Here is a 24,776-nt window from a genome sequence, read left to right as displayed (position 1 = left end):
GATTGTTTAGCTTAGCTACACCCTTTATCACCACACACAACAAAGGTAAGCGTCATGCTGCAGGAAATTTTCATCGCCGCTGCTGCCGGGGGCAATCCGTCCAACGCCCTGTCGCAGATGGGCTTCGAGCACCTGATCCACGAAATGACCACCAAGCCGGGTGATTTCGCGGTTTCCTGGGTCGTGCTGCTGACCCTGATCGCCATGTCGGCCATGTCCTGGTACTGGACCGTCATCAACATCTTCCGTGCCACCCGCCTGAAGAGCGCCGCTGATCGCGTCGTCAGCCTGTTCTGGGACACCCCGAACGCGCAGGACGCCATCCGTGCGATGGAAGAACAGCCGGCTTCGGAGCCGTTCTCGAAGATCGCCCTGGACGCTGCCCAGGCAGCTGCCCACCACCAGCGCGCTGAAGGCGGTGCTACCGGCGGCGTCGGTGAGAACCTGAGCCGTTCGGAGTTCGTCGACCGCGCTCTGCGTCAGGCCGTCACCCGCGAAAGCAACAAGCTGCAGTCGGGCATGACCCTGCTGGCCACCGTCGGCGCAACCGCTCCGTTCGTCGGTCTGCTGGGTACCGTGTGGGGCATCTACGGCGCGCTGATCAAGATCGGTGCCACCGGCTCCGCTTCGATCGACGCCGTTGCCGGCCCGGTGGGTGAAGCGCTGATCATGACCGCGATCGGTCTGTTCGTCGCAATCCCGGCCGTGTTCGCCTTCAACTTCTTCAGCAAGATCAACAGCGCGACCATCAGCAAGTTCGACACCTTCGCGCACGACCTGCACGACTTCTTCGCCACCGGTTCGCGCGTCCGCTAATTGCGGCGCGCGTCACCCAGCGACGAAGTAAGTAGTCACCAAGATCTAGACGGAGCCCGTTATGGCTTTCAGTAGTGGTAACAGCGGCGGCCCCATGGCCGACATCAACGTTACGCCCCTCGTGGACGTGATGCTGGTGCTGCTGATCATCTTCATCATCACGGCGCCCCTGATGTCCCACAAGGTCAAGGTGGATCTGCCGGAAGCCAACCTGATCCAGAAGCCGGAAGATGCTGAAAAGCGTCCGAACCCGATCACGCTGGCAGTCAAGGAAGACGGCTCGATCTACTGGAACGACGAAGAAATCAACAAGCAGACTCTCGAGTCCCGCTTGGCGACCGCCGCCCAGCAGACCCCGCAGCCGCCGCTGAACCTGCGTGGTGACCGCACCACCAAGATGCGCGTCATCAACGACCTGACCAAGGTCGCGCAGGAGCAGGGCATGCTGGACGTCGGCTTCGTCGCGACCAAAGAAAAGGGGCAATAAGCCATGGCATTCAGTAGTGGTGGTGGCAAGGGCCCCATGGCAGACATCAACGTCACGCCCCTCGTGGACGTGATGCTGGTTCTGCTGATCATCTTCATCGTGACCGCGCCGATCATGACGTACCCGATCGCCGTGGACCTGCCGCAGCGCGTGCTCAACCCACCGCCGCAGCTGGTCGAACCGCCGCCGCCGATCGAACTGAAGATCGACGCCAGCAACCAGGTCTCGTGGAACAACAGCCCGATCAATACCAGCGAGCTGCAGCAGCGGATGGAGCAGGAGGTCCAGCGTGACCCGACCAACCAGCCGGAACTGCGCATCGACGCCAGCCCGGATTCCGAGTACGACGTGATGGCCAAGGTTCTGGCCGCCGCGAAGAATGCTCAGATGAAGAAGATCGGTTTTGTGCAGCAGTAAACGCTACACCGCAACACAACAGTCATGACGCGACTGCAGACGCCCCTGGAAACAGGGGCGTCTTTTTTGTGCCCGAGGGGTCCCATCGGGGTCAGATCCCTTTTCCTGCGGAAAAGGGACCTGACCCCAACAGGCAGCATGCGCCGCTATGATCGGCGGATGCTCGCCCTCTTCGACTCCCTGCGCCATTGGCTCGACGGCATCGCCCACCTCGGCACGATCCTGGCGGTGGCCTATCTGCTGTACCTGTTCGCGCTGGCGGGCTGGATCATGCTGCAGAAGCGCGAGCCGGTGGCCACGCTGAGCTGGATCCTGTCGTTGGCGCTGCTGCCCTACCTGGGGCTCTTCATCTACTACCTGCTGGGCCCGCAGAAGGTGAAGCGGCAGCGGCTGCGCCGTGGCCGCGCCCGCTCGGGCATGGAGCACTACAGTGACGTCTGCCCGCCGGATTCGGACTGCACCGAGCTGGCCAAGGTTGCCCAGGCCACCACCGGGCTGGCGCCCAGCAGTGCCACCGAGGTGACCTGGCTGGTCGACGGCGCAGCCACCTACGCCGCGCTGCTCGACGCGATCGCGCAGGCGCGCGACCACGTGCACCTGGAGTACTACATCTTCAATCCCGACCACGCCGGCACCGCTCTGCGTGATGCCCTGGTCGAGCGTGCGCAGGCCGGTGTGCAGGTGCGCCTGCTGCTGGATGCGGTCGGCTCCTCCGCCCTGCCCCGCCGCTTCCTGCAACCCCTGCTGGATGCCGGCGGTGAAGCGATCTGGTTCCACCCGCGGCAGCTGCTGAAGCCGTTCAAGCGCCCGTGGCTGAACCTGCGCACGCACCGCAAGCTGGTGATCGTCGACGGTCGCCTCGCCTTCACCGGCGGCATCAACATCACTGACGAGGAAGACGAGAGCCGCAGGCCAGACGCCTACCGCGACCTGCACATGCGTATCCGCGGCCATGTGGTGCGCAGCCTGCAGCTGGTGTTCGCCGAGGACTGGCTCTACGCCAGCGGCCAGGACCACTCCCGTTTCGACATCGCCCGCCTGTGGCCGGCCGACATGCCGCTGCGCGCGGATGGACCGATCAGCGCACAGGTGCTGGTGTCCGGGCCCGACTCGGGCTGGGAGACCATCCATCGCCTGCATGTGGCGGCGATCCAGGAAGCGCATGAGCGGGTGTGGCTGGTCACGCCCTATTTCGTGCCGGGCGAAGCGGCGCGGATGGCACTGACCTCGGCTGCACTGGGCGGCCTGGACGTGCGCCTGCTGGTACCGAAGATGAGCGATTCCTGGTTCGTCACCCAGGCCGCACGCTCGTACTTCGACGAGCTGTTGCATGCTGGCGTGAAGATCTACGAATACGGCCCGCGGATGCTGCATACCAAGGCGTTCATTGCCGATGACGATGTCTGCATTGTCGGCAGTGCCAACTTCGACCATCGCAGCTTCCGGCTGAACTTCGAGCTGTCGATGATGATCAGCGACCGTGACCGTGTCGCCGCGCTGGCCGAACTGCTGCAGGGCGAATTCGACCGCGCCACTCGGGTGCATGACCAGGCCGGCCGCTCGCTATGGCTGCACCGCCTGCCCGAGGCCTTCGCCCGGCTGGCCTCGCCGCTGCTCTGACGCAGCGCTACACTGCGGCGATCATCCGGGGAGCCCGACTATGTACTGGTTGTACCTGCTGCTGGCGCTGGGCTGCTTTGCCTTCGCGCTGAAGACCCCGAGCGCGGGGTTGATGACCCTGTGCCTGCTGGCTGCCCTGGCCTTCCTGCTGGCCTGGGTACGCGGCCGCTACGTGGCCCGTTTCGGCGACCTGCAGCGTGACCCGGCCACCCTGATCGATGCCGAAGAGCTGCGCCGCCTGCGCGAACAGGCCCAGGCCCGCCGCAGCGACGACCACAACGACCACGACCCATCCCCTCTTTCCAAGTAGTCCCGTTCCATGACCCAGCTCAGCGTCAACGTCAACAAGATCGCCGTCCTGCGCAATTCGCGCGGCGGCGCCGAACCGGACGTGGTGCGCGCCGCCCAGGCCTGCCTGGATGCCGGTGCACATGGCATCACCGTGCACCCGCGGCCGGACCGCCGCCACATCACCGCCGAGGACGTGCTGGCCCTGTCCACGTTGACCCGCGCGCGTGGCGTTGAATTCAACATCGAAGGCAATCCGTTCGCGCCGCCGCGCGAGGGCTACCCGGGGCTGCTGCCGCTGTGCGAACAGACCCGCCCGGCGCAGGCCACCCTGGTACCCGATGGTGATGGGCAGATCACCTCCGACCACGGTTTCGACTTCGCGCGGGATGCCGAGCGGCTGCGCCCACTGATCGCCGAACTGAAAGCGATGGGCTGCCGGGTCAGCCTGTTCGTCGACGCGGGCAACCCGCTGCTGGAGCAGGCGGCCGACGTGGGTGCGGACCGCATCGAGCTGTATACCGGGCCCTATGCGGAGGCGCATGCGGCTGGCGACGCCGACGCGATGCTGGCGTTGTTCGCCACTGCCGCCCGCCGCGCGCAGGCCGTCGGCCTCGGCGTCAATGCTGGCCACGACCTGTCGCAGGACAACCTGCGCGACTTCCTGGCCCATGTGCCGGAGGTGCTGGAGGTGTCGATCGGCCACGCGCTGATCGGCGAGGCGCTGTATGACGGGCTGGATGCCACCGTGCGCGGGTACCTGGCGCTGCTCTGACCCCTCCCCTGTAGAGTCGAGCCATGCTCGACTCCATTTCCCATCCGTCCGGAGGCAGTCGAGCATGGCTCGCCTCTACGAGGGGGCTGAACCCTTCAGGCGGCCGTCGCAGCCATTGAGACGGTGGCGACGTACCCTGCCGCAATGGGTATTGCGATCAAGGGCCGAGGTTCCACGTCCCACCTTGCCGGGCGCTTTGAAAGCACCGTCAGCGAGGCGGTGGACGACGGCTGGGCGGTCGACGAGAGCGAGGAATTCCTCGCCCCGCGCCTGCGCACTGAAGTGCGCGCCGAAACCGCGCGCAGCATCATCACCCGCAACAACTCGCCGGACGTCGGCTTCAGCCAGTCGGTGAATCCGTACCGCGGTTGCGAGCACGGGTGCTCGTACTGCTTTGCACGCCCCTCGCATGCCTATCTGAATCTGTCGCCGGGCCTGGACTTCGAGACCAAGCTGTTCGCCAAGACCAATGCGCCGCAACTGCTGCGCAAGGAACTGTCAAAGCCGGGTTACGTGCCGCAGCCGATCGCGCTGGGCATCAACACCGATGCGTACCAGCCGATCGAACGCAAGTTCAAGCTGACGCGCCAACTGATTGAAGTGATGCTGGAGACCAAGCATCCGTTCTCGCTGATCACCAAGAACGCACTGGTCGAGCGCGACATCGATCTGCTCGCGCCGCTGGCCGCGGAGAACCTGGTCAGCGTGCATTTTTCGGTGACCTCGCTGGATCCGCATCTCTCCGCGAAGCTGGAACCGCGCGCATCAGCGCCACATGCACGGCTGCGCGCGATGAAACGCCTGCATGACGCTGGCATTCCGGTCGGTGTGATGGTGGCGCCGGTGATTCCGTGGATCAACGACAGTGAGCTGGAAGCCGTGCTGGAGGCCGCACACGATGCAGGTGCGAGCACCGCCGGCTACGTGCTGCTGCGCCTGCCGCTGGAAGTGGCACCGCTGTTCCGCGACTGGCTGGATACGCACCATCCCGATCGCGCTGCGCATGTGATGAGCACCATCCAGCAGCTGCGTGGCGGCAAGGACTACGACAGCCGGTTCGGCACCCGCATGCGCGGCCAGGGCGTATATGCCGATCTGTTGAACAACCGCTTCAAGCTGGCGCGCAAACGGTTGGGATTCAATGCACAGAACAGCCACTGGCCGAAGCTGGATTGCAGCCGGTTCCAGAAGCCGCTGCCGCCGAAGAAGGATACGCCGCAGGGCAGTCTGTTCTAGGACGCTGGACCGCAGTGCGACCCACCGGTAACAATCCAAGCCTTGCCGCATCGCCTGGTGTTGTACACGATGAAATGCAGTCACTGCTTCCGTGCCAGTGGTCTTCTTCTATGCCTTGCGACCCTGCAGGTCCAGGCCCGCGCCCTGCACGAATGCATCGTCGTTCCGCAGGCCACGGTCGTCACTGACATGCCGGCTGGCCTGGACGAGTTCGAACAGCGTTTGTGGACAGCAAATGCGGGTCAGGTGGTGAGCAAGGGCACCGACACCCTTCTTCTGCTTCACCTGTTCTCGGAATCACCGGGCGTGATGGATTCCCAAGAGTTCACCAAGGTCACCGGTATCCTGAAGGGATACACTCCGTCCGCTGAAGGGATTCCGGAGGTGCTCGACGCACGCATGACCAGTGGTGGCGCGGGCTTCGCGCACAAGGGAGACTACTGGTTGTCCGATTCGGCGGATATCGAGCTACATCGACCGCACAAGCGCGATAGTCCGATGGAAGTCAAAGTGACGTCTGTCGGATGGAACAGCTATCGAAAAGAAGACCGTTCCTTCTATCTCCAGTTCACCTGTCAACCCAGGGAAATCCCCGTCGAGAAGCTCAGTGCCTGGCAAGGTGGCAACGGCAATCTCTGGCGGTCTTTTGGACCGACCAAGTAGCTGCGACAGTCTCACCCTCCCCCAAACAACTTCTGCGCACTCTGGAACAGGATCCAGCTGGTCGCGATGAACTTGTCGCCACCCTGTGGCCGGTTGCCACGATGGGTGTGGGTGAATGCCGTCGGGGCGATCAGCAGGCTGCCGGTGCGCGGCGCGATCTTGCGCCCCTGGAACAGGAATTCGGTCTCGCCTTCGTCGAAGTCGTCGTTGAGGTACAGCGTCCACAGTACGTGCCGGTGCAGGGTCTCGGCCTGCGCATCCTTCGGGTACAGCTCGCAGTGCCAGTACGGGTAACCGCCCTCGCCTGCCGCATACCACTGCAGGTTGATCGCGCCCGGGCGCAGGCAGGTGCGGGCCAGATCGGCCAGCTGCTGCGGCGGCATGTCGGGGAAGTCCTCGGCAGACAGGCGTCGCGGTTGGCCGTTGCTGTCCTGGATCTGCAACATCAGCGGCGCAATCAACGCCTGTGGATAACGGCGTAGATAAGTCAGCAGGCCGTTGAACACCGCAATCTGCAGCTGCTGATCAACATCCTGCCAGCCGTCCAGGCCACTGATGCGCAGATCCTTGCTGTGCTTGAGTTCCGGGAACACGCCACTGCCCACCGCACCGGGCTGCAGGCCACGCGTGGCGCGCAGGCGTTCAACGATGGCGGCGCAGACCTCGCTGGGGACGGCGTTGTGGATGACTTCGATAAAATCGACCGGGCCCTGCTCGTGCATGCGTGCATTCCTTAGGCGGCAACGGCTTGATGGTGCCGTTTGCCGCCCTCGGTGTCACCCCACGGTCATGTCATCGTTCTGCCACGACCGCTGTCGGAGGAACTGCCTCAGCCCTGCGCGTCGTCGTGCGCGTGGTGGTAGCGCACGGCCTCGGCCACTTCCTCGCGCGAACCGAGGAACACCGGCACGCGCTGGTGCAGCTGGTCGGGCTGGATGTCGAGGATGCGCTCGCGGCCGGTCCAGGCAGCGCCGCCGGCCTGTTCGACCAGCAGGCCCATCGGATTGGCTTCGTACATCAGGCGCAGCTTGCCGGCCTTGGACGGATCCTTCTTGTCCCACGGGTAGATGAAGATGCCGCCGCGGGTCAGGATGCGATGCACGTCGGCCACCATGCTGGCGATCCAGCGCATGTTGAAGTTCTTGCCGCGTGCGCCTTCCTTGCCCGCCAGCAGGTCGCCGACGTACGCCTGCATCGGCGCTTCCCAGTGACGCTGGTTGGACATGTTGATGGCGAATTCCTGGGTAGCCGCCGGAATCTGCATGTTCTCGGTGGTCAGCACGAACTCGCCCTTCTCGCGATCGAGGGTGAAGGCGTGGGTGCCATGGCCGACGGTCAGCACCAGCTGGGTGCTGGGCCCATAGATGCAGTAACCGGCGGCGATCTGCTTGCTGCCCGGCTGCAGGAACGCGTCATCGCCCGGCAGTTCGACGTTGGTCGGGCAGCGCAGCACCGAGAAGATGGTGCCGACGGAGACGTTGACGTCGATGTTGGAGCTGCCATCGAGGGGATCGAACAGCAGCAGGAAATCACCGCGCGGATAGATGTCCGGCACCGGCTGGCTGTGGTCCATTTCCTCCGAGGCGCAGGCGGCGAGGTGGCCACCCCAGGCGTTGGCCTCGAGCAGGATCTCGTTGCTGATGACGTCCAGCTTCTTCTGCGCTTCACCCTGCACGTTGCCGGTACCGGCGTCGCCGAGCACGCCACCGAGGGCGCCCTTGCTGACGGCGATGGAGATGCTGGTGCAGGCGCGGGCGACGACCGCGATCAGCTGGCGCAGGTCGGCATTGATGCGGCCGGCGTGCTGTTCCTGGATCAGGAAGCGGGTCAACGAAGTACGGGACATGAGCGGGCAGGTCTCGGCAGCGGGAAAACGCCTATTGTCGCCCGTATGGCGGGGCCGTGCGTGAGCGCGGGAAGGCGTAATCGTTTCCAGATGCGTTGCGCTCGTGGCGCCTTCCTTTTGTCGAGGCGCGTGGAAGGGGGAGGCGATGCAGGACACGCTGCAAGTACGTCCATGTAAGCTCGATGGCGCCATCCATGGCGCCAACGGTCCTGCATCACCTCCCCCTCCCACGCGCTTCAGGGTTCGCCGCGAGCGCGGTGGGGATGGCAAAGGCAAGAGCAAGAGCAAAAAACAAAGGCGCCTTTCGGCGCCTTTGTCTTCAAACCACTGGAGCGTTGCTTCAGCCCTTGGCGACGGTGGCCACGGCCTTGGCGACGTATTCCAGGTTGTTCTGGTTCAGCGCGGCCACGCAGATGCGGCCGGTGCCGACGGCGTAGATGCCGAACTCGTCGCGCAGGCGCTCGACCTGCTCACGGCTCAGGCCGGAGTAGGAGAACATGCCGGCCTGCTCGTTGATGAAGCCGAACTGCGGTGCACCTGCAGCGGCCAGCTTCTCGACCAGGCCATGGCGCAGGGCGTGGATGCGCTCGCGCATCTCGGTCAGCTCCTGCTCCCACATCGCGCGCAGTTCCGGGTTGGTCAGCACGCCGGCCACCAGCGCAGCACCGTGGGTGGACGGGCTGGAGTAGATGGTGCGGATCACGCGCTTGACCTGCGACTGCACGGCCTTGGCGTCAGTGGCGGTCGGCGCCACCATCGACAGCGCACCCACACGTTCGCCATACAGCGAGAACGACTTGGAGTACGAGTTGGCGACGATGAAGCTGTCGATGCCGGCTTCGGCGATGATGCGCACGGCGGCGCCGTCCTGCTCGATGCCCTTGTCGAAGCCCTGGTAGGCCATGTCGATGAAGGGGAACAGCTGGCGGTCCTTCAGCAGCTGTGCCACCTGCTTCCACTGGCTGACCGTGAGGTCGGCACCGGTGGGGTTGTGGCAGCAGGCATGCAGCAGCACCACGGTGCCGGCGTCCAGCTTGCCCAGGTCGGCCAGCAGGGCATCGAAGTTGACGCCATGGGTGGTCGGGTCGAAGTAGGAATACTCCACCACCTCGAAGCCGGCCGCGCTGAACACGGCGCGGTGGTTTTCCCAGCTCGGGTTGCTCAGCGCAACGGTGGCGTGCGGCAGCAGCTTCTTCAGCACGTCGGCGCCGACGCGCAGCGCACCGCTGCCACCGACGGTCTGTGCGGTGGTGACGCGGCCGGCGGCCAGCAGCGGCGAGTCCTTGCCGAACACCAGCTCACGCGTGGCCTGCGTGTACGCCGGCAGGCCATCGATCGGCAGGTAGCCGCGCGGTTTGGCTTCAGCGGCAAGCTGCTGCTCGATCTGCTTGACGGCGCGCAGCAGCGGAATGCGGCCGCTCTCGTCGTAGTAGATGCCCACACCCAGGTTGACCTTGGTCGGGCGGCTGTCGGCGTTGTACGCCTCGGTCAGGCCCAGGATCGGGTCGCCTGGGACCAGTTCCACGTTTGCAAAGAAGGACACGGCGGTACTCGTTCGGTAGACGGAAAGGGGGAGGAAGTGCGCTACGCGGCTTGCGGCTTTTCGGCCGGAAACAGCCCATCGTAACAAAGCCTGCCGGGGCTGGCCGCCGCCATCGTCATCCGCGGCCCCGTACCATGGCGTGCGTTGCCGCCCGATCCATCAACCTGAATCATGAATCCTGCCGCACGCCGCCGTTGCCTGCCGTTGTCCGCCCTGCTGCTGTCGCCCTGGGCGGCCGTGGCCGAGCCCGCACCGACCGCCCTGCCCAGCGTGCAGGTGCAGGCTGCGCGGGTGCCGGGCATCGACCCGTTCGCGCTGCCCGCCAGCCTGGATACGGTCTGGATCGATGCCAGCCGCGCCGGCGCCGGCGCGCAGTTGTCCGAGGCGTTGGCCGGGGTCCCGGGCCTGGTCGCGCGCGACCGGCAGAACTTCGCGCAGGACACGCAGCTGTCGATCCGTGGCTTCGGTGCGCGCTCGACCTTCGGTGTGCGCGGGGTGCGGGTATTGATCGACGGGGTACCGGCGACCATGCCCGACGGCCAGGGCCAGCTGTCGCACGCCAGCCTGTTGGGCGCCGAACGCATCGAGGTGCTGCGCGGGCCGTTCTCGGCGCTGTACGGCAATTCCTCCGGCGGCGTGCTGCAGGTGTGGAGCGCGCAGGGCCAGCCCGGCGACCCGTGGCGGCTGCGGCTCAATGCCGGTGCCGACAACACGCTCAGCGTCGGCGCGCAACTGAAGGGTGCCGGCCGTGTTCTGGATTACAACATCGCCGCCAACCACTTCCGCACCGATGGCTGGCGCGACCACAGCCGCGCGCGCCGTGAATCGCTCAATGCGCGCATCGGTGGTGATCTGGGCGGTGGGCGGTTGGAGCTGCTGCTCAATGCGCTGGATGCCCCCGATGCGCAGGACCCGCTGGGCCTGAGCCGTGCCCAGGTGGCGGCGGATCCGCGCCAGGCCACCGCCGTGGCGCACCAGTACAACACCCGCAAATCGGTGCGCCAGCAGCAGGCCGGTCTGCGCTGGACCCGGGAGACCGGGGCGCAGCGCTGGCAGCTGATGGGCTATGCCGGCCAGCGCGCGGTGACCCAATACCTGCCGATTCCGCCGGCTGCCCAGGCCAACCCACTGCATGCCGGCGGGGTGATCGATCTGGAGGGCGGCTATGGTGGGCTGGACGCGCGCTGGGGCTGGCACGGCGACCTCGTCGGCCGGCCGCTGGACGTGGTGGCCGGGCTCAGCGCGGACCGGCAGCGCCAGCACCGCACCGGCTTCGAGAACTTCATCGGCAGTACGTTGGGTGTGCGCGGGCGCCTGCGCCGCGACCAGATCGACACCGTGCAGAACGTGGACCAGTTCGCCCAGGCCTGGTGGCAGTGGAGCCCGCGCTGGTCGTTGCTGGCCGGCGTGCGCCACAGCGCGGTGCGCTTCGCGTCCGACGACCGCTACATCGTCGGCGCCAACCCCGATGACAGTGGCCGCCGCCGCTACCAGGCGACCACGCCGGTGGCCGGGATCAGCTTCGAGGCCAGCCCGCAGTGGCGCCTGCATGCCGCCGTGGGCCGCGGCTTCGAGACACCCACCTTCAACGAGCTGGGTTATCGCGCCGACGGCCAGGCGGGCTTGGCGCTGGATCTGGCGGCGGCGCGCAGCCGCAGCCTGGAGGTCGGCAGCAAGTGGCGCGCACAGGATGGAACCCAGCTTGATGTCAGCCTGTTCCGCGCAGATACCGACGATGAGCTGGCAGTTGCCAGCAACAACGGAGGTCGCAGCACCTATCGCAACATCGGCCGCACCCGCCGCCAGGGGGTTGAACTGCAGTATCGCCAGCCGCTGGCCGAGCAGCTGGAGCTGCAGCTGGCGTGGACCTGGCTGCAGGCGCAGGTGCGTTCGCCGTACCTGACCTCGAATACCCTGGTTGCTGCCGGCAGCCGCCTTCCCGGGGTACCGCGCCAGCAGGCCTTCGCCCGGCTGCAATGGTCACCCGGCGAGTGGCAGTGGGCGCTGGAGGCCGCCGCCAGCAGCGATACCGTGGTCAACGACGTGGCGACCGAACGCGCGCCCGGCTTCGCCCTGCTGCATCTGGAAGCCGGCCGTCGCTGGACCCTGCCGGGTGGCGAGCTGCGCGCCTTCGCCCGGCTGGAGAACGTGCTGGACCAGGCCTACATCGGCTCGGTGATCGTCAACGATGGCAACGGGCGCTTCTACGAGCCGGGACCAGGACGGCGGGCCAACGTCGGCCTGCAATGGTCGTGGCGCTAGGAGGGTAGTGCCGGCCGCTGGCCGGCATCGCTTCGCCTCGGGTATTCAAGGTGCCGGCCAGCGGCCGGCACTACCCATCAGTCAGGCGCCTTGGCCGGCACGAAGGGCGAGGTCGGGTCGCTGGCCGGGAACGTCTCCTCCAGCGCCTCGTCCTGGTTGTCGCTGGCGCGCTGCTTGCGTTCGCGCCGCTTGAGCGGGCTTTCCTGGCCGCCGCGATGGCGGTCACCGCCGTCCTTGCGGTCCTGGGCTGCCTGTTCAGCCTCGTGCTTCACCGGCAGATGCTCTCCGGCGTGCCCGGCATCGAAGAACGGCGCGCCGGTGCCGCGGTAGTCGGCATTGTCGGCATCATGTTTGCCGCGCTGCTCGCCGGGAATGGGCGGATGGTTCGCGCGCAGCGGATCGCGGGAGGTCTCTCGGCTCATGGTCTGGCTACCTGCGCTCGGGGGTTCCCACTACACCGCGCCACAGGTAAAGCCACCGCGAACCTGGCGTCATGAACATCTCGCTCACCCCCCGGTAACGGCACCGCGCGTATTCCTGCCCACCCGCCCCCGCTGCAGGAGCCGGCCATGCCCCGTCTTGAACGACCCGCACCGTCCGTGTTCAACGCCCTGCTCGATCCGCTTGGCCAGCGCACCGCGCAGCGCCGCACGCGTCGCCATGAGGATCCGCAGGCGGTGGCCCAGGACTACCTGCAATACATGCTCACTGACTACGAGGAACGTCGCGGGCAAAGCCATCGCAACTGGCGAGATCTGTGCCCGGTCTATGCCTTCGCGCTGACCACCCATGCTGCCGACTGGCCGCGCGGTGACGCCGCCGATACCTGCGAGGAACTGGCCGAGCACTGGGAACAGATGCGCGGGCAGTCGCGGCTGGGCTGGTCACAGGCGCGGCCGGTGGTGGAAGACGCCTGGCGTGCGCTGGACCATATTCCGGCGGCGGCAGTGAGGCCGTTGCTGCAGTAACGCTGGGGTTCTGCGTACACGCGCGGGTGTGCTGTGGTTGCCGGCCAGCGGCCGGCACTACCGTTTTCCGTAGAAGCCACCTGCACGACATCGACACGGCCGGTTTACACCGCCCGGAACACGCTGGGCACCCTGCCCCATCAAAGGTGCACCCATGGCCCGCCCGATCTGGACCGGCACGCTGTCGTTTGGCCTGCTCAACGTGCCGGTGTCGCTGATGTCAGGCGAACGCAAGGTCGACCTGCAGTTCCGCATGCTTGACTCGCGCGACCGCAAACCGATCCGCTTCGAGCGGGTCAATGCCGATACCGGCGAGGAAGTGCCGTGGAAGGATATCGTCAAAGCCTACGAGTACGACAAGGGGAGCTATGTCGTGCTGGAGGAAGGGGATATCCGCTCGGCAGCACCGGAAAGCCACGAAGCGGTGGAAGTGGAATCGTTCGTGGATGCGGCGCAGATCGACCCGCGCTACTACGAGAAACCGTACCTGCTGGTACCCGGCAAGAAGGCCGAAAAGGGCTACGTGCTGCTGCGCGAGACCTTGCGCAGCACCGGCAAGGTGGGCATCGCACGGGTGGTGGTGCGCACGCGCGAATACCTGTGCGCGGTGATGCCGCATGAGGACGCGCTGGTGCTGATGATCCTGCGCTATCCGCAGGAACTGGTGGATCCCGAGGACTACAAGCTGCCCACCGGAAAACTCTCCGACTACCGCATCAGCAGCAAGGAAACGGCAATGGCAGAGCAGCTGATCGAGTCGATGGCCGGTGATTGGGACCCATCCCAATACCACGACGAGTTCCGCGAGCGACTGCAGCAGGTGTTGAACAAGCGCATCAAGTCCAAGGGCGGCACCACCCGGGTGGAAGATGAGCCCGCACCACGCGAGGACGCCACCACCAATGTGGTTGATTTCATGGCGCTGCTGCAGAAGAGCCTTGATGCGAACAAACGTACGCCAGCGAAGAAGACCGCAACGCGCAAGGCAGCCACAAAGTCGACGGTGAAAAAGGCCGCAAAAAAGGCGACGAAGAAGGCTGCAAAGAAGACCGCACCACGGCGCAAGGCAGGTTGAGCCATGTCGTTGCACCAGTACAGGCGCAAGCGCCGACTTGGAGGTGGCGCCGGGCAGACGCCGGAACCTGACGAAACGCCTGTACGTGCTGATCCCAAGCGGCGGCCGATCTTCGTCATCCAGCTGCACCATGCCAGTTCGCGCCACTACGACTTCCGTTTGGAGATGGACGGTGTACTGAAGAGTTGGGCGGTGCCGAAGGGACCTTCGCTGCGTGTCGGTGAGAAGCGGCTGGCCGTGGAAGTGGAAGACCATCCGCTGTCCTACGCCGGTTTCGAAGGAGACATTCCTGAAGGCCACTATGGTGCTGGCCACGTGGATGTCTTCGATCACGGCACCTGGGCCTGTGAAGGCGATCCACTGCAGGCGCTGGCCGCTGGAAAGATCGACTTCGTGCTGCATGGGCAACGCCTGGCGGGCGGCTGGAAGCTGGTGCGCACGGCAATGAAGGGGCGTCAGGTACAGTGGCTGCTGATCAAGCGCGGTGACGAGGAAGCGCGCGACGCCGAAGCAGACGATCTGCTGGGCGCGCCCGCGCCCGAGCGCGCATCCGCAGTGATGAAGCGCACTGCGGGGAAGACAGGGCGTGCTGTGCCGGCCGCACGCACGTCTACCCGCAAGGCCGATGCACGCTGGCATGCGCGCGCGCTGAAATTGGACGGCGCACGTGACGCGCCCTACCCGCATGGGTTCAAACCGCAATTGACCGATCATCGCGACAGTGCGCCGGACGGCGCGCACTGGCTGCACGAGATCAAGTGGGACGGCTATCGCCTGTTGGCCGATCTGCATGACGGCGAGGTGAAGCTGCGCTCACGCAATGGCCTGGATTGGACCGATGATTTTCCCGAGGTGGTGCAGGCCGTGCGGGCGCTGCCGGTGCGTGATGCGCGCCTGGACGGTGAGCTGGTGGTGCTGGACCCGGAAGGGCGCAGCGATTTCGCAGCGCTGCAGCGCGTGATCGATGGAAGCTCGAAGCAACCACTGCGCTACATCGTGTTCGATCTTCCGGGTGTGGCCAACGCGGACATCAGTCGTGCGCCATTGCTGGAACGCAAAGCGCTGCTGAAGGATCTCATCGGACCCATGCCGGGCATCCTGGCCTTCAGCGAACATGTGATCGACCACGGCCCGCAGGTGTTCGATGCCAGTGGCGAGGCGGGATTCGAAGGCATCGTCAGCAAGCAGGTGGACGCGCCGTACGTGAACGCCCGCGCCCGCAGCTGGGTGAAGGTGAAGCACGAAGACACCGACGAGTTCGTGATCGTCGGCTATACGGCGCCAAAGGGTTCACGCGTGGGCTTCGGATCGTTGCTGCTGGCAACGCCGGACAAGGAGGGCCTGCGCTATGTTGGCCGCGTCGGTACCGGCTTCGATGACGAGAACCTGCGCGCGCTGCTCAAGGCACTGCAGCCACTGGCAGTAAAGACGCCTGTGCTGCAGCTTCCGGCGCATGTACCGTTCCGCGCCGCCAGCGTGCGCTGGGTGAAGCCAGTGACGGTGGCGGAAGTGGCGTTCCGTGGCTGGGGCAAGGAAGGCCTGCTGCGCCAGGCCAGTTTCAAGCGGCTGCGCAGCGACAAGCAGAAGGAGGACCTGGGAATGAGCACAGCAACGGCAGATGATGAAGTCGGAGGCGAGGTCCAGATCACTCATCCGGAGCGGGTGGTGTTTCCCAGGCAGAGACTAGGCAAAGGCGACGTGGCCGACTATTACCGGCGCATGGCGCGCTGGATCCTGCCCGAGATCGCCGGACGGCCGCTGTCACTGTTGCGCTGCCCCGATGGGGTGGGCAAGGTCTGTTTCTTCCAGAAGCATCATGGCCCCGGCCTGGGTGACGCGGTGCATGCGGTGCCCCTGCAGCAGAAGAGCGGCCGCGAGGACTATGTCTATATCGACGATGCGCGGGGCCTGCTGCAGCTGGTGCAGATGAACACGCTGGAGCTGCATCCATGGGGTGCGACCGTGGCCGACCCGGAGCATCCGGATCGACTGGTGTTCGATCTCGACCCTGGTGACGGCGTCAGCTGGGCACAGGTGAAAGCCGGTGCACGCGATGTGCGTGACCGCCTGCAGCAGGCAGGTCTCGAGAGCTTCGTGCGGCTGTCCGGTGGCAAGGGCGTACATGTGGTGGTACCGCTGCAGCCCAAGGCTGGCTGGGACGAGGCGAAGGCATTCTGCGAAGCCTTTGCGCAGGCAATGGCACAGGAGCAACCTGATCGCTATGTGGCGACGATGAGCAAGGCCAAGCGCCGTGGCGTCATCTTCATCGACTGGTTGCGCAACACCCGGGGGGCCACCAGCGTGTGCTCGTGGTCGCTGCGCGCGCGCGATTCCGCCGGTGTGGCAGTGCCACTGCGCTGGGAGGAGCTGGCTCGTATCAGTGCCGCCGACGCATTTCCCATGGGCAAGGCGCTGGCGAGGGCGAAGCGCTTGAAGGGTGACCCTTGGCAGGGCATCGAGCGGTTGAAGCAGACGCTGCCGTCGCTGAAGCGGTAGTGCCGGCCGCTGGCCGGCAACAGCAGGATGGCCGAGGTTGCCGGCCAGCGGCCGGCACTACCTGTATGCGCTCAGCGCGGATCGCGCGAGGCGCGACGGCCGAACCACCAGCCGACCAGCAGTTGCAGCGGCAGCGATGCCAGCAGCGAAATGACGAACCAGAACGGGAAATCCGCACCGGCCGTCCACATTGCGTAGCCACAGCCCAGCGCGATCAGCGACCAGATCGAGAAGCCATGCGAACGCGGCCAGCAGGGGGCGTAATAGGTGGCGAAGGAAATGCCCGCGATGCCACCGAGCACGCTGAAGGTGAGATCCCACCCCAGCTGCACGCTGTTGTTGTCCGGCGACAGGCCCAGCAGCGGAGGCAGCCAGCTGGCGACGCTGCTGACCAGCGCAAGCGACAGCACGCCGCCGATCAGGGCGACGATGGACAGGAACAGGGTCTTGAGCAGGCCGGGCATGCGCGCATTGTACGGCGGCGCGAAGTGCCTGGGGTTGCGGGCCGGCGGCCGGCACTACCGATGGATCGGCATGGCCGCCGCGTCCGTGGGAGAGGGGGACGGAGCGACGGCGGCCATGCACAGGCGGTCAGGCGGCGAAATCGAGCACCACGCGGCCTTCGATGGTGCCCGCATGCATGCGCGCGAACACGTCGTTGATGTTTTCCAGGCGGTCGGTGCTGACCGTGGCCGCAACCTTGCCTTCGGCCGCGAACTGCAGCGACTCCTGCAGGTCCAGCCGGGTGCCGACGATCGAGCCACGCACGGTGATGCCGTTGAGCACCATGCCGAAGATGTCCAGCGGGAAGTTACCGGGCGGCAGTCCGTTGAGCGAGACGGTGCCGCCACGGCGGACCATGCCCAGCGCCTGCTCGAACGCCTTCGGCGACACCGCGGTGACCAGCGCACCGTGCGCGCCGCCGATTTCCTTCCTGAGGAAGGCGGCCGGATCGGTGGTACGCGCGTTCACGGTGATCTGCGCGCCAAGCTGCCGGGCCAATGCCAGCTTGTTGTCGTCCACATCCACCGCAGCCACGTTCAGGCCCATCGCGCGGGCGTACTGCACCGCCATGTGGCCCAGGCCACCGATGCCGGAAATCGCCACCCAGTCACCGGGTTTGGTGTCGGTGACCTTCAGGCCCTTGTAGACGGTCACGCCGGCACACAGCACCGGCGCGATCTCGACGAAGCCCACGTCCTTCGGAAGCAGGCCGACATAGTTGGCATCGGCCAGTGCGTACTCGGCGAAGCCGCCGTTGACCGAGTAACCGGTGTTGCGCTGTGTCTCGCACAGCGTTTCCCAGCCACCCAGGCAGTGTTCGCAATGGCCACACGCCGAGTACAACCAGGGGATGCCGACCCTGTCGCCTTCCTTGACGTGCCCTACCCCGCCTCCCACGGCCACGACGTGCCCCACGCCCTCGTGGCCGGGGATGAACGGCGGGTTCGGTTTCACCGGCCAGTCGCCCTCGGCGGCGTGCAGGTCGGTGTGGCAGACGCCACAGGCCTCGATCTTGACCAGCACCTCGCCCGCCCCCGGGCGCGGTACCGAGACTTCCTCGATCACCAGTGGCTTGCCGAACTCACGCACGACAGCGGCCTTCATGGTCGAATTCATGTTCGGATCTCCGTAGTGCGCTTGCCCACAGAATGACGCCGGCACGAGGCCGGCGCTTTGATCACGATCAAACCTTTGAAGATTCGTGGAGCGGGTTCAGCTGGCCAGCACCGAGGCCTCGCGGGCCAGGCGTTCAATGGCATCCCAGTCGCGGGTCTGCAGCAGCGCCGGGGTGGTCAGCCACGAGCCGCCCACGCACAGCACGTTGGGCAGGTGCAGGAACTGCGGCGCGGTCTGCGCACTGATGCCACCTGTCGGGCAGAAACGCACATCGGCGAACGGGCCGTGCCAGGCCGCCAGCAGCGCAGCGCCACCGGCCTGCACCGCCGGGAAGAACTTGAAGGTGTCGTGGCCGTGCTCCAGGCCCAGGATCAGGTCCGAGGCGGTGGCCGCACCGGGCAGGTACGGCAGGTCGGCATCACGCGCGGCCGCATACAGCGCCGGTGTTGCACCCGGGGACACCGCGAAGCGCGCACCGGCCTGCTTCGCTGCGTGCATCTGCGTGGCGTTGAGTACGGTGCCGGCACCGATCACCGCATCCGGCACAGCCTCGACCATCGCCTTGATCGCATCCAGCGCCTGCGGCGTGCGCAGCGTCACCTCGATCACCGGCAGGCCGCCACGGAACAGCGCCTGGGCGACGTCGACCGCTTCATTCACATCTTCGGGGGTGTACACCGGGATCACCGGTGCCAGCTTCAACAGCGCGCGCAGGCGCGGATCAGCGCTGGACATCGTCTTGCTCCTTGCCCGACCGGGCATCGCGGATCGCTGCCGGGTCCGGCAGCGCAGCGGCGCATGATGCCACGTGGATCGCGAAGGTGCTGGCAGCACCCTGCCCCCGTGCCTGGCTCAGGCGGGGTCGGCCTGCAGTGCCTGGATGCGGCGCTGGTACCAGTCGCCGCCGAGCGGGTCGAACACCGCCGAGCGCTCCATCTGCGCCTCGTACACGTGCACCGAGATCGCCAACGCGTCATCGCTGGCGTTGCGCAGGGTGTGGTACTCGTGCGGCGGGATCAGGCTGCCGGCACTGCCGCAGCCCCCGCGCAGCGCGGCGTGGCGGTGGAAACGCCAGCGCTCGCCGGCGCGCTCCAGCAACTCGTAACGGGTGATCTCCAGCTCGCCCAACCACACTCCCTCCACACACCACATGGCATCGTGGTCGTGCAGCGGCGTGCCCTGCCCTGGGCCCCAGCTCATGGCAATCACGCTGTAGCCGTGTTCGCGGCTGTGGTACAGCGGACGTCGCGCGTAATGATCACTGACCGGCCGATGCACGCATTCGGGCAATTCGATGCGGCTGTCGGTTATGGCTTCCTGCAGCGCCAGCTGCAGGTCGGCGGTGATGCGCCCGGCATCACCGGAGGTCATCGCCGCGTCGACCGCGGCGATCAACCGGTCGCGGCCACGGAACGGCGGAAACGGAGAGGTCATGCAGGTCCATGCACCTGACTGTAGCGGAGCATGGTTAAGGGAATGTTGGCGTTCGCGTGCGTCGCGTCCGCATTCAGGGTGAACACGCGCGGAAGAACGGTTCAGATGCAGAGGCAGTAGAGCGATCACAATGGAACCTCGCGCAGCAGAACGTGTCGAACACGACACGTTTCAGATCCGCTGCGACATTCCGCAACTTCGCGCCCGACGGGCGCAAGGCTAGAATTCTCCGACTTACCTGGTTCTATACATGTCAGTGCGAAATATTAGCGATGCCGCGTTGCCGGCATCGAAGGGCAAGGCAGCCACGATCAACGACATCGCACGACTGTCGGGAGTTATCCAAGAAAACGGTTTCAAGAATCATCAACAACTCGCCGCTGGTGCGCAAAGACACCCGCGACAAGGTCGAGGCGTTGATGCGCGAGGTCGGTTACGTGCCCGACCCCCTGGCGCGCGGACTCGCGTTCCGCCGCTCCTTCCTGATCGGCCTGGTGTACGACGACCCCGGCGCCCAATGCATTGTCGACCTGCAGCACGGCGCGCTGGAAGCGCTGCGCGGCACCGGCTATGAGCTGGTGGTGCACCCGTGCAACAGCCAGGATGCGGACTGTGCGGACGGCGTGCGCCGCTTCGTGCAGCAGCAGAAGCTGCATGGCGTGATCCTTGGCCCGCGCGCCTCCGAGTCGGTGGCGCTGGCGCAGATGCTGGACGCGATCGACTGCCGCTACATCCGCATCAATGCGCATGCATCGGAGGAAGACGTGCAGGCGGTGGTCACCCACGATCGCGACGGTGCCGCTGCGGCTGCGGGCTACCTGCTCTCGCTGGGCCATCGCGATATCGCGGTGATTGCGGGTCCGGGGGATCGCCGTAGCGCACGCGAGCGTACCCATGGCTTCCTCGATCGGCTGGCCCAGGTCGGCTTGACCCTGCCGGGTGAACGCGTGCTGGAAGCGGGCGATACGTTCGAGTCGGGCGTGCATGCCGCCGAGCGGCTGCTGATGGGCGGACAACGCCCCAGTGCGATCTTCGCCGGTAACGATGAAATGGCCGCTGGCGTCTACCAGGTGGCATTGCGCGCGGGCATCGCGGTGCCGCAGCAGTTGTCGATCGTCAGCTACGACGACAGCCCGCTGGCGTCGCGGCTGTGGCCGCCGCTGACGTCGGTGCGCCGCCACGTCTCCGACATCGGCCGCATGGCTGCCGCGATGCTGGTGCAGACCGACGTACCGGAGGCGCCGACTGCGGCCAGCGTGCATCCGCAGCTGATGGTGCGCGGTTCCTGCCGGGCCGTGGACGGCTGAGTGCCCTGCCCTCGCCTGCGCCGTGGCAACGGTGCAGGCCGGTGGAAACGAGAACGGCGCACCAGGGTGCGCCGTTCCAGTGCGAAGCGGTGTGCGTTGCGCGCTTACACGTCGCCGCCGTCGGCCCAGCCTTCGCCCGTGCCGGCCTGGAATACGCGGTCATCGCCCTGCACTTCACCGGCCGGAAGATGCGCCTGGTCGGCCAGTGCCGCGTAGATCGGGGTGAAGTCGGGTGACGTCGCCTGCATCAGCTGTTCGAAGCTGTCGATGACGAAGTAGGTCTTCTGGAAGGTATCGATGCGGTACCTGGTGCGCATGATCCGCTGCAGGTCGAAGCCGATGCGGTTGGGCGCGGCCGATTCCAGCGAGTACAGCGATTCGCCCTTCGACGACACGATGCCCGCGCCGTAGATGCGCAGGCCGTCGGGCGTATCGATCAGGCCGAACTCCACCGTGTACCAGTACAGGCGGGTCAGGTTCTGCAGCGCATCCGGGCCGATCGCGTGGGCTTTGACGCCGCCACGGCCGTACGCCTCCATGTAGTCGGCGAACACCGGGTTCATCAGCAGCGGCACGTGGCCAAACAGATCGTGGAACAGGTCAGGTTCGGCGATGTAGTCGATCTGGTCCGGGCGACGGATCCACCAGGTCACCGGGAAACGGCGGTTGGCCAGGTGGTCGAAGAAATCCAGTTCCGGCAGCAGGCCTTCAACGCCGACCAGGGTCCAGCCGGTGGCGGCGCCGAGCACTTCGTTGAGCTGGTCGAAGCGCGGAATCATGTGCGCGTTCATGCCCATCTCGTCCTGTGCATCCAGGAACTCCTGGCAGGCACGGCCGACCAGCAGCTCGCGCTGGCGCTGGTACAGCGTGCTCCAGGTGGCGTGGTCGTCGGCGCTGTAGGTGTCCCACGGCTGCTCGACGAGCGCGGTGGTATACACCGGCACGTAGCCCTTGTCGGTCTGCTGGTGTTCGACGCGGCGGGGCTGGGCGAGGTCCATGGGGCACTCCTTGACGGGATACCCACGATGCTAGGGCAGGGGGCGCGCAACAGGGTTGCAAAAGTTGCGTCGATTGGCCTTGTTGGCGCAATATCCTTGCGTACTCACCATGTTGCGGGGCAACAATGGCCGGAGAAGTCCAGTTCGATCGCACGGATATACGCCTGCTGGCTGAAATCCAGCGGGATGGGCGCGCCACCAACGCCGAGCTGGCGACACGGGTGAACCTCTCACCCTCGGCCTGCCTGCGCCGCCTGCAGCGGTTGGAAAGCGAGGGCGTGATCGTCGGCTATGGCGCGCGGCTGGAGCCACGGCAGCTGCGCCTCGGCCTGCAGGCCTTCGTGCGCGTGCAGCTGGAAAAGCACGACCAGGCCGCCATCGGCCACTTCGTGGACAGCGTGCAGGGCTGGGATGAGGTGGTGGCCTGCCATGCGCTGACCGGCGACATGGACTATCTGCTGCACGTCTACGTGCGCGACCTGGAGCATTTCTCGCACTTCCTGCTGGACCGGCTGCTCAACGCCGGTGGCGTGGCCGATGCCAATTCCAGCTTCGTGCTGCGCACGGTGAAAGGCTTCCAGGCGTTGCCGTTGTCGCAGCTGGAGCCCTGAGCGGCCACCAGGCGTGCCCGGTGGCCTGGCATCAACGGATCAGCACTTGTCCTTGCGGCCCATCAGCTTACCCAGGCGCGAAGCTTCCTCGCACTTCGGTGCGGCCACCGGCGCCGGTGCTGCTGCTGCGGCGCGCGCGCGCTGCAACTGCTGGATCTTCGCGCGGATCTGCGGCATGGCCGCCATCGCGGCCTTTTCACCTTCCAGGATCGCGGTGCCACGCTGGCTGAAATCGGCGGCGCCGATGTCCAGCACCTTCGGGCGGATGACGATGTCGGCGCGCGCCAGTTCCTGCTCGCCCAGGCGCTGGCCCATGATCGAGATGGACTGGTTGACGATGCCCAGCATGTCCGTCGGTGCCTTGCCGCTGGCCTTGCTGGAGATGTCCACGGCGATCACGAAGTCGGCGCCGAGCTGGCGCGCGGCATCCACCGGCACCGGGCTGACCACGCCGCCGTCGATGTAGTTGCGGCCACCGATCTTCACCGGTTCGAACACACCGGGAATGCTGCTCGACGCGCGCACCGCCTGGCCGACGTTGCCGCGCACGAAGATCGAGCGCTCGCCGGTTTCCAGCTGCGTGGCGACGGCGGCGAACGGCTTTTTCAGGCGCTCGGCGGGACGGTTGGCAACCTGCTCGTTGACGTAGTCCTGCAGCTTCTGGCCCTGCACCAGGCCACCGGAGAACAGGCGCACGTCGCGGATGCTGGCTTCGTCCAGCGCGACCGCCTTGCTCTGCATCTGGAAGGCGTCCATGCCGCTGGCATACAGCGCACCGACCACGCTGCCGGCGCTGGTGCCGGAAACCACGGCCGGCTCGAAGCCGTTGGCTTCCAGCATCTTGATCACGCCGATGTGGGCGAAGCCCTTGGCTGCGCCACCACCGAGAGCGATGCCGATCTTGATCGGCTTGGCCTGCGGCACCACGGTCGGCGCCGGCGGCGGCGTGGGACGGACCGGGTCGCCACCGCAGCCGGCCAGCAGGCCGATCAGGGCGACGGACAGCAGCATGCGGGGGCGGAACAGGCTCATCGGCAGTGCGCTCGCGGCGCCGGATTCAGGAAAGGGCGCCAGCATACCGAAGCTGTGGCGGGGCGGGCAGGGTGGGGGAGATCCCTATTCATAAAGGTAGTGCCGGCCGCTGGCCGGCAACCATTGGGAAACTGGCAACGGTCCACGGGGTTGCCGGCCAGCGGCCGGCACTACCGGAGGCGGTCAGAACCGGTTGTCGCCGTCCAGCATCCGGCCCAGGCCGCCCAGCACCGAGCCTTCGCCGCGGCTCTGGCCGCCGCCCTGCGGTGCGGCCATCCACATGCGGCCGGCCAGGCGCGAGAACGGCAGCGACTGCAGCCAGACCTTGCCCGGGCCGGTCAGCGTGGCCAGGAACACGCCTTCGCCGCCGAACAGCATGCTCTTGATGCCGGCCACCCGGCGCACGTCCATGTCCACGCTGGAGTGGTAGGCCACCACGCAGCCGGTATCCACGTCCAGGCGTTCACCCGCGGCCAGCTCGCGCTCGATCACGCAGCCGCCGGCATGGATGAAGACCCAGCCGTCGCCTTCCAGCTTCTGCATGATGAAGCCCTCGCCGCCGAACAGGCCGGTCATGATCTTGCGCTGGAACTGCACGCCGATCTGCACGCCACGTGCGCCGGCCAGGAAGCTGTCCTTCTGGCAGATCAGGCGGCCACCGTGCTGGTCCAGGCGCATCGCCAGCACCGTGCCGGGGTAGGGCGCGGCGAAGGCGACCTTGCCCTTGCCGTGGCCGGTCTGGGTGTAGACGGTGGCGAACAGGCTCTCGCCGGTCAGCACACGGCGGCCGGCGGCCATCACCTTGTCCATCAGGCCGCCGCTGCTGGCGGCGCCGCTGCCGAACACGGTGTCCATCTGCACCGTGGCGTCCTTGAACATCAACGCGCCTGCCTCGGCCACCGCACTTTCGCCGGGGTCGAGCTCGATCTCCACGAACTGCATTTCATGGCCGACGATGCGGAATTCGATATCGTCGGCACGATTGCCGGCGGTGTTGGAAGGTACCGGCGGCGGGGTTGGCTGGCCCGCACCCGGCGCACGCAGCTCGGCCACCTCGGCGGTCGGCGTCCAGCCCGCCATGCCCTGGCACCAGGCCAGCGCGCGCGGGTTGGCCTGCGCATAGCGGCGCGCGGCCTCGTCATCGAGGGGGCCGACGCGGTCGGCCTGGGCGGAGGCATGGAAGTACCACTGGGTCATTGCGGTGGCTCCGCGGCGCTGGAAAACCCCGAGTCTAGCGAGCGCACCGGGGGCAGGGCGACGGGGCCATGAACGGCCGGCATTT

At 66.4% G+C, this 24,776-nt stretch carries 24 protein-coding genes and 1 pseudogene; 14 read left to right on the top strand and 11 right to left on the bottom strand.

Annotated elements, in window-relative coordinates:
- Window positions 1-54: 54 nt before the first annotated feature.
- The 8 genes from exbB (at window position 55) to ACXI0D_RS11865 (ending at window position 6,302) form a co-directional block, all read left to right on the top strand.
- Window positions 55-816, top strand: coding sequence for a TonB-system energizer ExbB (gene exbB, locus ACXI0D_RS11900; RefSeq protein WP_005411738.1), 762 nt, complete (start codon window positions 55-57; stop codon window positions 814-816).
- A 61-nt stretch (window positions 817-877) separates the two neighbouring features.
- Window positions 878-1,303 (top strand): ExbD/TolR family protein, encoded by a 426-nt coding sequence (locus tag ACXI0D_RS11895; protein WP_005421196.1) that lies wholly within the window; start codon window positions 878-880, stop codon window positions 1,301-1,303.
- A gap of 3 nt (window positions 1,304-1,306) precedes the next feature.
- On the top strand, window positions 1,307-1,720 hold the full coding sequence (locus tag ACXI0D_RS11890; protein WP_005411740.1) for an ExbD/TolR family protein: 414 nt from the start codon (window positions 1,307-1,309) through the stop codon (window positions 1,718-1,720).
- 159 nt (window positions 1,721-1,879) lie between these two features.
- The gene (cls, locus tag ACXI0D_RS11885; RefSeq protein WP_042358375.1) at window positions 1,880-3,340 is read left to right on the top strand and encodes a cardiolipin synthase; all 1,461 of its coding nucleotides are present in this window, start codon (window positions 1,880-1,882) and stop codon (window positions 3,338-3,340) included.
- Window positions 3,341-3,380: 40 nt separating this feature from the next.
- On the top strand, window positions 3,381-3,650 hold the full coding sequence (locus ACXI0D_RS11880; RefSeq protein WP_049446808.1) for a hypothetical protein: 270 nt from the start codon (window positions 3,381-3,383) through the stop codon (window positions 3,648-3,650).
- A gap of 9 nt (window positions 3,651-3,659) precedes the next feature.
- Complete coding sequence (locus ACXI0D_RS11875) at window positions 3,660-4,403, top strand: pyridoxine 5'-phosphate synthase (protein ID WP_014035423.1); 744 nt, start codon at window positions 3,660-3,662, stop codon at window positions 4,401-4,403.
- 144 nt (window positions 4,404-4,547) lie between these two features.
- Complete coding sequence (locus ACXI0D_RS11870; RefSeq protein WP_197622038.1) at window positions 4,548-5,639, top strand: PA0069 family radical SAM protein; 1,092 nt, start codon at window positions 4,548-4,550, stop codon at window positions 5,637-5,639.
- Between the two features lie 42 nt (window positions 5,640-5,681).
- On the top strand, window positions 5,682-6,302 hold the full coding sequence (locus ACXI0D_RS11865; RefSeq protein WP_479642601.1) for a hypothetical protein: 621 nt from the start codon (window positions 5,682-5,684) through the stop codon (window positions 6,300-6,302).
- An 11-nt stretch (window positions 6,303-6,313) separates the two neighbouring features.
- On the opposite strand, the gene ACXI0D_RS11860 is transcribed toward ACXI0D_RS11865, so the two are convergent.
- From ACXI0D_RS11860 to ACXI0D_RS11850, 3 genes are all read right to left on the bottom strand, one after another.
- Window positions 6,314-7,024: a 2OG-Fe(II) oxygenase gene (locus ACXI0D_RS11860; protein ID WP_014035427.1), complete on the bottom strand. Its 711-nt coding sequence runs from the start codon at window positions 7,022-7,024 to the stop codon at window positions 6,314-6,316.
- A gap of 107 nt (window positions 7,025-7,131) precedes the next feature.
- Entirely contained in the window at window positions 7,132-8,148 is a 1,017-nt protein-coding gene (locus ACXI0D_RS11855; RefSeq protein ID WP_014035428.1) for a class 1 fructose-bisphosphatase, read from the bottom strand.
- A 340-nt stretch (window positions 8,149-8,488) separates the two neighbouring features.
- Window positions 8,489-9,691 carry an amino acid aminotransferase gene (locus ACXI0D_RS11850; RefSeq protein WP_049446804.1) on the bottom strand — a complete coding sequence of 401 codons (1,203 nt, stop codon included), beginning with the start codon at window positions 9,689-9,691 and terminating at the stop codon, window positions 8,489-8,491.
- Between the two features lie 171 nt (window positions 9,692-9,862).
- Here ACXI0D_RS11850 and ACXI0D_RS11845 point away from each other — a divergent pair, with 171 nt between their 5' ends.
- Entirely contained in the window at window positions 9,863-11,953 is a 2,091-nt protein-coding gene (locus ACXI0D_RS11845; protein WP_049446802.1) for a TonB-dependent receptor family protein, read from the top strand.
- Window positions 11,954-12,030: 77 nt separating this feature from the next.
- On the opposite strand, the gene ACXI0D_RS11840 is transcribed toward ACXI0D_RS11845, so the two are convergent.
- Entirely contained in the window at window positions 12,031-12,375 is a 345-nt protein-coding gene (locus tag ACXI0D_RS11840) for a hypothetical protein (RefSeq protein WP_071228660.1), read from the bottom strand.
- Between the two features lie 147 nt (window positions 12,376-12,522).
- Between ACXI0D_RS11840 and ACXI0D_RS11835 the strand changes: the two genes are divergently transcribed.
- The 3 genes from ACXI0D_RS11835 to ligD all read left to right on the top strand — a co-directional run bounded on the left by ACXI0D_RS11835 (window position 12,523) and on the right by ligD (window position 16,492).
- On the top strand, window positions 12,523-12,921 hold the full coding sequence (locus ACXI0D_RS11835) for a hypothetical protein (protein ID WP_071228659.1): 399 nt from the start codon (window positions 12,523-12,525) through the stop codon (window positions 12,919-12,921).
- A 154-nt stretch (window positions 12,922-13,075) separates the two neighbouring features.
- Entirely contained in the window at window positions 13,076-13,996 is a 921-nt protein-coding gene (gene ku, locus ACXI0D_RS11830) for a non-homologous end joining protein Ku (RefSeq protein WP_049446799.1), read from the top strand.
- A gap of 3 nt (window positions 13,997-13,999) precedes the next feature.
- A complete protein-coding gene (gene ligD / locus ACXI0D_RS11825; protein ID WP_049446797.1) occupies window positions 14,000-16,492 on the top strand; it encodes a DNA ligase D in 2,493 nt (830 codons plus the stop codon).
- A gap of 71 nt (window positions 16,493-16,563) precedes the next feature.
- On the opposite strand, the gene ACXI0D_RS11820 is transcribed toward ligD, so the two are convergent.
- The 4 genes from ACXI0D_RS11820 to ACXI0D_RS11805 form a co-directional block, all read right to left on the bottom strand.
- Complete coding sequence (locus ACXI0D_RS11820; RefSeq protein WP_014035435.1) at window positions 16,564-16,956, bottom strand: hypothetical protein; 393 nt, start codon at window positions 16,954-16,956, stop codon at window positions 16,564-16,566.
- 127 nt (window positions 16,957-17,083) lie between these two features.
- Window positions 17,084-18,112, bottom strand: a complete 1,029-nt coding sequence (gene adhP / locus ACXI0D_RS11815) for an alcohol dehydrogenase AdhP (RefSeq protein WP_014035436.1) — start codon at window positions 18,110-18,112, stop codon at window positions 17,084-17,086.
- 96 nt (window positions 18,113-18,208) lie between these two features.
- Window positions 18,209-18,847 carry a bifunctional 4-hydroxy-2-oxoglutarate aldolase/2-dehydro-3-deoxy-phosphogluconate aldolase gene (eda, locus tag ACXI0D_RS11810; RefSeq protein ID WP_119007389.1) on the bottom strand — a complete coding sequence of 213 codons (639 nt, stop codon included), beginning with the start codon at window positions 18,845-18,847 and terminating at the stop codon, window positions 18,209-18,211.
- Between the two features lie 117 nt (window positions 18,848-18,964).
- The gene (locus tag ACXI0D_RS11805; protein ID WP_479642600.1) at window positions 18,965-19,546 is read right to left on the bottom strand and encodes a cysteine dioxygenase family protein; all 582 of its coding nucleotides are present in this window, start codon (window positions 19,544-19,546) and stop codon (window positions 18,965-18,967) included.
- Between the two features lie 250 nt (window positions 19,547-19,796).
- Here ACXI0D_RS11805 and ACXI0D_RS11800 point away from each other — a divergent pair.
- A pseudogene (locus tag ACXI0D_RS11800) lies at window positions 19,797-20,853 on the top strand (LacI family DNA-binding transcriptional regulator).
- A 104-nt stretch (window positions 20,854-20,957) separates the two neighbouring features.
- Here ACXI0D_RS11800 and phhA read toward each other — a convergent pair.
- Window positions 20,958-21,851, bottom strand: coding sequence for a phenylalanine 4-monooxygenase (gene phhA, locus ACXI0D_RS11795; protein WP_119007388.1), 894 nt, complete (start codon window positions 21,849-21,851; stop codon window positions 20,958-20,960).
- Between the two features lie 125 nt (window positions 21,852-21,976).
- Here phhA and ACXI0D_RS11790 point away from each other — a divergent pair, with 125 nt between their 5' ends.
- Entirely contained in the window at window positions 21,977-22,462 is a 486-nt protein-coding gene (locus tag ACXI0D_RS11790; RefSeq protein WP_049446786.1) for an Lrp/AsnC family transcriptional regulator, read from the top strand.
- A gap of 39 nt (window positions 22,463-22,501) precedes the next feature.
- On the opposite strand, the gene ACXI0D_RS11785 is transcribed toward ACXI0D_RS11790, so the two are convergent.
- Complete coding sequence (locus ACXI0D_RS11785; RefSeq protein ID WP_014035442.1) at window positions 22,502-23,494, bottom strand: patatin-like phospholipase family protein; 993 nt, start codon at window positions 23,492-23,494, stop codon at window positions 22,502-22,504.
- 183 nt (window positions 23,495-23,677) lie between these two features.
- The gene (locus ACXI0D_RS11780) at window positions 23,678-24,691 is read right to left on the bottom strand and encodes a TIGR00266 family protein (protein WP_119007387.1); all 1,014 of its coding nucleotides are present in this window, start codon (window positions 24,689-24,691) and stop codon (window positions 23,678-23,680) included.
- Between the last annotated feature and the right edge of the window lie 85 nt (window positions 24,692-24,776).

Source organism: Stenotrophomonas sp. C9D9 (assembly GCF_056491205.1).
This window is presented reverse-complemented; position numbering and strand designations above follow the sequence as displayed.